Source organism: Accumulibacter sp., from assembly GCF_016789985.1.
Classification (GTDB): domain Bacteria; phylum Pseudomonadota; class Gammaproteobacteria; order Burkholderiales; family Rhodocyclaceae; genus Accumulibacter.
Genome location: NZ_JAEUOL010000096.1, coordinates 1 through 5,792 on the forward strand (window position 1 = coordinate 1; position 5,792 = coordinate 5,792).

Sequence of the window (5,792 nt, forward strand, 5' to 3'; positions counted from 1 at the left end):
CGGCAGAGCCAGCTTCTACGGCGCGCCGTTTGGCGGCCGCAAGACCGCTTCCGGTGAGAGCTATGAGCACCACATCATCTCGGCCGCGAGCAATCGCTTTCCTCTCGGCACACTGGTGGCCGTCCGCCGCGTGCCGTCGGCGCGTTGCGTGGTGGTCAGGATCAATGACCGGATGGGACACCGCAGTCGGCTGATCGACCTGTCGCGTGAGGCGGCTGTTCGCCTCGGCATGATCGACGCCGGGGTGGCCGAAGTGGAAGTCGTCGCCCTGCCGAAGTACCTGATCGGCCATGAACACGCCTGCCTGCTTGCCTTCCAGCCGCCGGTACACCTGCATGCGCAGGATGGACGGGATGTTATCAGAGCCGACAAGTAGGGAGACCGCAACCCGGTCGGCGACCGTGGACCCGCAACCGGCAGTTCCCCCGCGCGGCCAGTTGACCTGGCTTGCCAAACTCGGGAATACTCGCGCACCGATTGCGGAATTTGGGCAGCGGTGCAGGTTTCAGCCAGGAGGGAGACAGCATGGACGAGGCGCTGGAAAGTGATCTGCCCAGGGTGAAGAAGTCCGTCGCCTTGTCGGGTGTGGTGGCGGGTGACACGGCGATCTGTTCGGTTGGACGTAACGGTAACGATCTGCATTACCGCGGTTACGACATCATTGCCCTGGCCGAACATGGGACTTTCGAGGAGGTTGCCTACCTGTTGCTCTATGGGCGCTTGCCCAGCCTGACCCAGCTCACTCAGTACAAAAAGAAACTGAAGACGCTGCGTGGCTTGCCGGTGATGCTGCGGCCGGTACTCGAAAACCTGCCGGCCTCGTCACACCCGATGGACGTCCTGCGCAGCGGCTGCTCGGCACTCGGTACGATCCTGCCCGAAGCGCAGGACCATAACCCGGGCGCGGCGCGCGAGATTGCCAATCGACTGATTGCCAGCTTCGCGTCGATGCTGCTCTATTGGTATCACTGGTCGCACAACGGTCGTCGGATAGACACCGAGACCGATGACGACTCGATTGCCGCGCACTTCCTGCATCTCCTGCGTGGCAAGGCACCGACGGCGCTGCGTGCGGGCAGCCTCGACAAGTCGCTGGTGCTCTACGCCGAACACGAGTTCAACGCTTCGACCTTCACCGCACGCACCATCACCGGTACCGGGGCCGACCTCTATGCGGCGATCAGTGGCGCCATCGGCGCACTCAGCGGCCGCCTGCACGGCGGCGCCAACGAGGTGGCGTTCGAGATTCAAAGCCGCTACAACGACGCCCGGCATGCCGAGCAGGACATCAGGCGTCGGCTGGACAACAGGGAAATCATCATCGGCTTCGGCCACCCGCTGTATACGATCGCCGACCCGCGTCACAAGGTGATCCGCGCCGTTGCCCAGCAGTTGTGCATCGATGGCGACAACCTGATGCTGTTCGACGTGGCCAGCCGCATCGAGTCGGTGATGTGGGAGCAGAAACGCATGTTTCCCAATGTTGACTGGTTTTCGGCCGTGGTTTACCACATGCTGGCTGTGCCGACATCGATGTTTACGCCGCTGTTCGTGATTGCCCGGACCAGCGGCTGGGCGGCCCATGTCATCGAGCAACGCATCGACGGCAGGCTCATCCGCCCGTCGGCCAACTACACCGGGCCGGAGGTTCAGGAATTTGTCCCGCTCGCTCAGCGCGCCTGAGCGCTTGCCGCACGAGGGCCACCAGGTAGCCGGATGACGACACGCATACCCGCCACACGTGGCCATCCCGACCAAGTGCTGGCCGATATCGCCGACTACGTGCTGAATTTCAGCATCGGCTCGCGGGCGGCCGTCGAAACCGCTCGCTACTGCCTGATCGACGCGCTGGGTTGTGGCCTCGAAGCACTGGCCTATCCGGCCTGCAGCAAGCTGCTCGGACCGCTCGTTCCGGGCACCGTCGTACCCCACGGCGCCAGGGTTCCGGGTACCGGCTTCGAACTCGACCCGGTACAGGCGGCCTTCAACATCGGCGCCATGATTCGCTGGCTGGACTTCAACGACACCTGGCTGGCCGCTGAGTGGGGACATCCGTCGGACAATCTGGGCGGCATCCTGGCGACTGCCGACTGGCTGTCGCGCAGCCGGGTGGCCAAAGGGCAGGAAGCCTTGCCGATGCGCCTGGTGCTCGAAGCGATGATCAAGGCCTACGAGATTCAGGGCATTCTGGCGCTCGAAAACAGCTTCAATCGTGTTGGCCTGGATCACGTGGTGCTGGTCAAGGTGGCGAGTGCGGCGGTCTGCACCTGGCTGATGGGTGGCGATCGCGAGCAAGTCATCAACGCCGTCTCGCAAGCCTTCGTCGACGGTCAGCCGCTGCGTACCTATCGGCACGCGCCAAACACCGGTTCGCGCAAGTCATGGGCGGCCGGTGACGCGACAGCGCGCGGCGTGCTCCTGGCGCTCATTTCGATGAAGGGCGAGATGGGTTATCCGTCGGTGTTGAGCGCGCCGACCTGGGGCTTCTACGATGTGCTGTTCAAAGGACGGCAATTCCGCCTGCCGCGCCCTTATGGCAGCTACGTAATGGAGAACGTTCTGTTCAAGATCAGTTTCCCGGCCGAGTTCCACGCCCAGACGGCCGTCGAGTGCGCCTTGAAGCTGCACCCGCAGGTGGCCGGGCGGCTTGAGACGATCGACCGGGTGGTGATCCGCACCCACGAATCGGCAATGCGCATCATCGACAAGAAGGGGCCCCTGCATAATCCCGCCGACCGGGACCACTGCCTGCAGTACATGGTCGCCGTTGGCTTGCTGAAGGGCAACCTGACCGCCGAGGACTACGAGGACGAAGCGGCGGCAGACCCGCGCATCGATGTTCTGCGAACGAAGATGCAGGTCAGCGAGGAACCCAGGTTCTCGACCGATTATCTGGACCCGTGTAAGCGCTCGATCGCCAACGCCATGCAGATATTCTTCACGGATGGTAGCCGGACGCAGGAAATCGTTGTCGAGTACCCGCTCGGTCACTGCCGACGGCGTGCCGAGGGAATTCCGGTGCTGCTCGATAAATTCACCGCCCATCTGGCAGGTCGCTTCTCGCCTGATCAGCAACAGAAGATAGAAGCAGCGTCGCGCGACGTCTTTCAACTCGGGGATCTGGCCGTGAGCAGTTTCCTCGATCTTTATGTGCCCTGATCGGCGTCAGGCGTGTTGCCGGGAGTCGGAGCGGGTCGCCGGCGCGCTGCCGCTGTCGGGCAGACTCGGGAGGAAGGACGATGAAAGGAAATCTCGGCGCCAGCGCACTGATTCTGATCGGCGTATTGGCTCTGGCAAGCAATCTGGGTTGGCTGCAGGTGGACTTTGTCCGTCTGCTCGGCACCTGGTGGCCTGTGCTGCTGATCCTGCTGGGCATCGGCATGTTCCTGGCGCCCGACACCGGGCAACGCAGCAAACGCGAGCGCTAGCCGGGCCAGGGCAAGGCAGCGGCGCCGGAGTCATCGTCCGCGCGCCGAACGGGCTGCCGGGCACCATTGCGCGTTCTGTCGGCGTGGTCGCGAAACCGCCGGCCGCCTCGCCCGTCCCGGCCCGCAACAGCGGCCAGACCTTGCCGCAATCGGCCACCGCCCGCCGCAGTGGGCAGCAGGCCGTCACCCCGTAGGCGAGACCCCGTGCAACTTGCCGTGTCCTCCACCCTGGTCGCCGCCATGCAGCGGCTGCGGGGTCGTCGCAAGCCGGTGACGCCTCTGGCCGGCTGCCGCGGCATCGCCGTGGCGGCAAGCGGCGTACACACCCTGGCCAGCCCGGTGGATTTCCGGATAAGGCTGCTTGACCTCATGGCACAGGCCCGGCACCGGATCCTGCTGACGGCCCTCTACCTGCAGGATGACGAGAGTGGCCGCGAGGTGCTCGAAGCCCTCTACGCGGCCAAGGCCGCTCGTCCGGAACTGCAGATTGCCGTCTTCGTCGATTGGCACCGTGCTCAGCGCGGGTTGATCGGCAAGGAGGCAAGTGCCGGCAATGCCGCCTTGTACCGTGCCATGGCGCAGCGCCTGGGGTCGGGCGTCCCGATCTTCGGCGTTCCCGTGCAGATCCGCGAGTGGATGGGTGTGATGCACCTCAAGGGCTTCGTCATCGACGACAAGGTCCTATACAGCGGCGCCAGCCTCAACGATGTCTACCTGCAGCGGGCCGAACGCTACCGGCTCGATCGCTATCACCTGATCGAAAGCCGAGCGCTGGCAGACAGCATGGCCGCGCTGATGAGCAGCGTCCTGCGCGGCAATCCGGCCGTCTGTCCGCTGGATGGCGAGCCGCGACCGAAAACCCGCTCGCTGCGCGGCGCCATCATCAGATTTCGCCGGGTGCTGGTGAAAAGCCGCTACACTGTGCTGGCCGAGGCGGCTGGCCAGGGCGAGGTGACAATCACCCCCCTTCTTGGCTTCGGGGCACGCGACAACGAACTCAATCGCGTCGTCCTGCAACTGATCCGGCGCGCGCAGCGGGAACTGCTGCTATTCACGCCCTATTTCAACCTTCCCGGCCCCGTCCGCCGGGCGGTCGAGGAAAAAATCAGGCAACACTGCCGGGTGACGATCATCGTCGGCGACAAGATCGCCAACGATTTCTACATACCGCCCGAGCAGCCGTTCACCAGCATCGGCGCGCTCCCCTATCTCTATGAAGCAAACCTGCGGCGTTTCTGCAAGACCCACCAGGCGGCGGTCGACGGTGGCCTGCTCGAACTGTATCTCTGGCGCCACGAGAATCACAGTTTCCACCTCAAGGGCCTGCTGGTGGACGACGACTACGCGCTGCTCACGGGGAGCAACCTGAATCCGCGCGCCTGGCGCCTGGACCTGGAAAACGGCCTGTTGATCCATGATCCACAGGGCAGCCTGGTCGCCCAGCATCGGGCCGAGGTGGAACGTATCCGGGCGCATGCCCGGCGCCTCGATCATCATCGATCGCTCGATTCCTTCGAGAGCTATCCCGAGCCGGTGCGCCGCATCGTCAAGCGCCTCGCCCGTACGCGCGCCGATCGCCTGCTCAATCAGGTGCTCTGATGGCGAGTAACGCAGATTGTTGGCATCGGCCACCGGTGAGTGATGTGACGAGCACGGCTGCACCGACGTCTGCGACTGGCGTCCGGTGTGCGTCGTTCGCCACCTCGTGGTTCGATCGTGCCGCTCCTGTCGTAGTCGAACGCGCAAGCCGCACCGGACTGCCCGTTCGACCAGCGTACCGCCTGGGAACTGTTCGTTATTGCCCATTCTGACGGCTCGCAAAACGGCGCTTCGCTCGTTTTCCCGGCAGTGGCCCTTGCGGCTCATCGAGCCGGTCATGCCGTAGTCCCGGAGCTGGTCCTGGAAGGTGTGGCTCGCAGACTGGCCCTTGCCGGCTGGAAAGCCGCCAGCCCGCACAGTTCCCGCACCCTGCCCGGACTCTGCCGCAGGCACCCTTGGGTTCGGCAGGGCGGGCACGGATCAGCGCCGGCATCTGGCTGTCGGTCAGCCGCTGCCCTGGCAACGTTCTGCTCGAAACCCTGGGCGGCGTGCCCGAGCGGGTCAAGGCCGGCCGGATGGGAGTCGATGGCCGATACCTCGAGGGGCATCACGCGCAACGTCAATCTCTTCCACGACGGCAAGAACGAGATCGGCACTTCCCGCAGCTATCCCCATGCTCCCGAAGCATGAGTATCTACACAACGCAAGAGGGGTCTGGGGCCAGGTTGTTGGCGAGCTGGGCGAAGCGTTGAAGCTCGTCGGTGGAGTGGTTTTTGAGGGTTTCGAGCATGGCGAATAGGGTGTAGAGGCCATGGAGGAGAGCCG

At 64.4% G+C, this 5,792-nt stretch carries 5 protein-coding genes; all 5 read left to right on the top strand.

What is annotated here, in order from left to right; genetic code table 11:
• Positions 1-376 (top strand): septal ring lytic transglycosylase RlpA family protein (locus JNK99_RS05755; protein WP_291849943.1); only part of this gene is annotated, 376 nt, incomplete at its 5' end.
• Positions 377-525: 149 nt separating this feature from the next.
• The gene (gene prpC / locus JNK99_RS05760) at positions 526-1,683 is read left to right on the top strand and encodes a 2-methylcitrate synthase (RefSeq protein ID WP_291849947.1); all 1,158 of its coding nucleotides are present in this window, start codon (positions 526-528) and stop codon (positions 1,681-1,683) included.
• A 33-nt stretch (positions 1,684-1,716) separates the two neighbouring features.
• Positions 1,717-3,159 carry a bifunctional 2-methylcitrate dehydratase/aconitate hydratase gene (locus JNK99_RS05765; protein ID WP_291849950.1) on the top strand — a complete coding sequence of 481 codons (1,443 nt, stop codon included), beginning with the start codon at positions 1,717-1,719 and terminating at the stop codon, positions 3,157-3,159.
• Between the two features lie 80 nt (positions 3,160-3,239).
• Complete coding sequence (locus JNK99_RS05770; protein ID WP_291849953.1) at positions 3,240-3,428, top strand: DUF5668 domain-containing protein; 189 nt, start codon at positions 3,240-3,242, stop codon at positions 3,426-3,428.
• A 204-nt stretch (positions 3,429-3,632) separates the two neighbouring features.
• A complete protein-coding gene (gene pssA / locus JNK99_RS05775; RefSeq protein ID WP_291849956.1) occupies positions 3,633-5,027 on the top strand; it encodes a CDP-diacylglycerol--serine O-phosphatidyltransferase in 1,395 nt (464 codons plus the stop codon).
• The last annotated feature ends 765 nt before the right edge of the window (positions 5,028-5,792 follow it).